This is a genomic window from Idiomarina sp. UBA4206 (assembly GCF_002383015.1).
Classification (GTDB): Bacteria; Pseudomonadota; Gammaproteobacteria; order Enterobacterales; family Alteromonadaceae; genus Idiomarina; species Idiomarina abyssalis.
On the sequence record NZ_DFTS01000043.1, the window covers coordinates 22,542 to 26,040 of the forward strand.

The 3,499-nt window shown below is 47.4% G+C and carries 3 protein-coding genes and 1 pseudogene; 2 read left to right on the forward strand and 2 right to left on the reverse strand.

The features are described 5' to 3' along the window. Positions 1-813: pseudogene (locus B3180_RS09140) on the forward strand (leucyl aminopeptidase family protein); the annotation flags it as partial. A gap of 73 nt (positions 814-886) precedes the next feature. On the opposite strand, the gene B3180_RS09145 reads toward B3180_RS09140, so the two are convergent. Continuing rightward, positions 887-1,486 carry a Yip1 family protein gene (locus B3180_RS09145; RefSeq protein WP_054486935.1) on the reverse strand — a complete coding sequence of 200 codons (600 nt, stop codon included), beginning with the start codon at positions 1,484-1,486 and terminating at the stop codon, positions 887-889. A 195-nt stretch (positions 1,487-1,681) separates the two neighbouring features. On the opposite strand from B3180_RS09145, the gene miaE reads away from it, so the two are divergent. Continuing rightward, complete coding sequence (gene miaE, locus B3180_RS09150) at positions 1,682-2,464, forward strand: tRNA isopentenyl-2-thiomethyl-A-37 hydroxylase MiaE (protein WP_278358340.1); 783 nt, start codon at positions 1,682-1,684, stop codon at positions 2,462-2,464. Positions 2,465-2,491: 27 nt separating this feature from the next. On the opposite strand, the gene B3180_RS09155 is transcribed toward miaE, so the two are convergent. Further along, positions 2,492-3,499 (reverse strand): dicarboxylate/amino acid:cation symporter (locus B3180_RS09155; RefSeq protein WP_286844163.1); only part of this gene is annotated, 1,008 nt, incomplete at its 5' end.

A 3,499-nucleotide genomic window follows, 5' to 3' on the forward strand; every position in this document is an offset into this window, starting at 1 on the left:
GAGTATCATGGCAGCAAGCCAGAACGTACTGTTATGTTCGCCGGAAAAGGTATCGTCTACGACACCGGTGGCGCTGACCTGAAAGTTGGCGGTCACATGGCTGGTATGAGCCGTGACAAAGGTGGTGCGGCAGGCGTTGCGGGCTTTGTTAAAACAGTGGCTGAACTGCAACCTGAACACTTGAATGTGATTGCAGAAATTGGTGCTGTGCGTAACAGTATTGGTTCCGATGCCTTTGTTGCGGATGAAATCATTACCGGACACAGTGGTAAGCGTGTGCGTATTGGTAACACCGATGCTGAAGGCCGCCTGATTATGGCCGACCTGCTGTCTCACTTGCGTGAAGAAGCAGCGAAGAGTGATGGCGAGCACGAACTGTACACCGTAGCCACCCTGACCGGACACGCAGCTCTGTCAAAAGGACCTTATAGCGCACTTGTACCTAATGGCCATGCACGTCGTCAGAAGCTCTCTCAGGCGCTGTTTGATGCAGGCGAAGTTTACGGAGACCCAACTGAAATTTCCTGGTCACGTCGCGAAGACTTTGACTTCGTGAAAGGTCGCACTCTGTGTGACGACTTACTCTCTTCGAACAATGGCCCGTCAGCTACAACACCTCGTGGGCACCAGTTCCCTATGGCGTTCCTGGTTGGTGTTTCCGGGCTGGATAACCATGGTATCGACAGCGAAAAACCACTTAGCTACATTCATATTGATATCGCAGGCAGTGGTGTTGAAGGCGGTGACTGGCAACACGGTAAACCGACAGCGGCGCCGGTTACCTGTCTGGCTGGACATTACTTAAAGAAATAAAGCCTTATAATGCACAAAAAAAGCCCGGCTCTGTTTTACCAGAGCCGGGCTTTTTTCTTTTATGAAGCCAGTTTTATGAAACGAAAGAAGGCCCGAAGCCGTTGGTCCATAAAATAGCGGTGGTTGCCATAAGTACAACCATAGCAATAAGGCCTGCTGTTACTACCGAGCTGGCATAAAGAAAGCCTCGCTCCTCAGGAATGTGCATAATAACCGGAAGACCTGAGTAAAGCAGGTACACGGAATAAGCCACACCGCCAAGGAAAACGACAGCCACAAACCACAGTTCCGGATACAAAGAAGCAATACCCGACATAATAACCGGCGTCGCCGCGTAGGCAGCCAGTTCTAACGACTTAGTAAAGCTCGGATCAGCACCGAAGGTTTTTGCCATCCAGTAAATTAAGTAGGCCAGCGCGAACGTTGCGCCCAGAATACCAATGTACATAGCAACAGCCATCATAAGTGCGCTGTTTTGCGTTAAATAAATAGAGTCCCGCGCGCCAATGCTCCAGCCCAGATGAGCCGAGGCATAATAAGCCGCCAGACAAGGTAAAATAGCAACTAATAAAACGTGAGAACAAGAGTAAAAAAAGCTTTCCCGCTTACTATCGATAGACTTCCATTCTTGTACTGGATGAGCGTATAGGCCCCAAATATGATTCAGTATCATAACTTCACTTCCCCATAGTACGCGGTCATACCGCCGAATTCTTAAATACGTTATAATTTTGATGCGGGTACTGCTGAAAAATTCACCCCATGTGTCTAATATTCAGCACCACCTCTTTTCTGTCAAGGCCTTTTGTTATAGAACGACGCCGAGTTTGTTAATTTATTTTGTATTTTTAAGTCAAGAAGGATCGCTGTGAATCATAGCCTCGTCGAACCTTATTTAAAGCTGTTAGAGCCTATCCGTTGTTTTTTACTTTGCCCAACACCGCAAGAGTGGATTCAGCAGGCAGCCAGGGAAGAAAACCTGCCAGTCATTTTACTCGATCACTTACATTGTGAGCTTAAAGCTGCGCAAAGTGCTGCTCTATTGCTGCGCCGTTATGCAGTTAATAAAGACTATGCACAAGCCCTGCTTGATGCTTTACAACCTTACGAAAACCTAGTCTACCGGGGCATTGGTGGAATTGAGCAAATACAACAAAGTAAGCAGCTGTCTCAAGCATTAAAAGCCGCAGAGTCACAGCCTTATGCCGACGAAATTATCGATAAAATGTCACGCCTTATCCGGGAAGAACTGCATCACTTTCAGCAGGTTCTTGAGATAATGCAAGCGCGTGATATTCCGCTGTATAAGCTCAGTGCTTCTCGCTATGCCGCCAGCCTGATAAGCCATGTTCGTACATACGAACCACAAGCGTTAATTGACAAGCTTATTATCGGCGCGTTGATAGAAGCGCGTTCATGCGAACGCTTTGCAAAGCTTGCGCCTTATTTGGATGAAGATATTACCCGCTTCTATGTATCGCTCCTACGCTCGGAAGCAAGACACTATCAGGATTATCTGGAATTGGCACAAAAACTCAGTGATACGGATATTACGGAAAGAGTGAATCAATTCAGAGAGTGGGAAGCGGAGTTAATTACGTCTGAAGACACAGAACTGCGTTTTCATTCCGGAGTGCCGGCGCACGCTTAAGCGTGCACCGGTTCTTTACCAGTAAAGTTAAAGCTCTTCTAACTTTTTACCAGCTTCTTTGTCGTAGTAAACTTCTTCATCGAAGTCGTTTTCTGAACGCGCAACAACACAGCTGACCATAGCGTCACCAGTGACGTTAACTGCGGTTCGGGTCATATCCAGCAGGCGATCAACACCAATGATGAGGCCAATGCCTTCAACCGGTAAGCCAACTTGCTGCAATACCATAGCCAGCATAATAAGCCCCACACCTGGAACCCCTGCCGTACCAACTGAGGCTAATGTAGCGGTCATAATAACCATCAGATACTCAGCAACGCCTAAGTCCAGACCATACACCTGAGCAATGAAGACTGTTGCCACACCCTGCATAATCGCCGTACCATCCATATTGATGGTCGCGCCCAAAGGCACAGTGAAGGAACCAACGCTGTTACTGACACCTAAGCGGCGTGTAACTGTTTCTAATGTAATGGGCATGGTGGCATTACTACTGGCCGTACTGAAGCCAAATAATTGGGCGTCGCGCAGTTTACGCAAGAAGATACCGGGTTTTACCCGAGCCAGAACGCGCATAAATAGCGGATAAACAATCAAGCCGTGAGCTAATAAAACAAACAGAACCAGCAAGAAGTACTTCGCCAGACTGCCAATCATTTCCACACCGATTTCTGCAAACAGTTTTGCCATGAGTGCAAAAACACCGTAAGGCGCAACGTTCATCAGAATAACCACCAGCTTCATAATGACGGCGTTTAGATCGTCAAAAAAGCCTTTTAAACGCTCTCCGGGTTTGCCAATTAATGCCATCGATATACCAAACAGCAACGCAAACACAATAATTTGCAGCATGTTGCCTTCGGCCATCGCGTTAATCGGGTTGTCCGGGAACAGATTCACAATGACCTCACTCACTGAAGGCGCTTCACTGGGTTCGAAGTCAGCATCAGAAGCACGTTCGATACCTGACCCCGGTTGAACCAAAATGGCTGCGGTAATTGCAAAGGTAATGGCTATTGCTGTAGTTATCATATA

What these genes read in the sequence shown, in the direction of transcription:
- B3180_RS09145 (WP_054486935.1), bottom strand. Translation starts at nt 1,486, where the DNA reads ATGATACTGAATCATATTTGGGGCCTATACGCTCATCCAGTACAAGAA.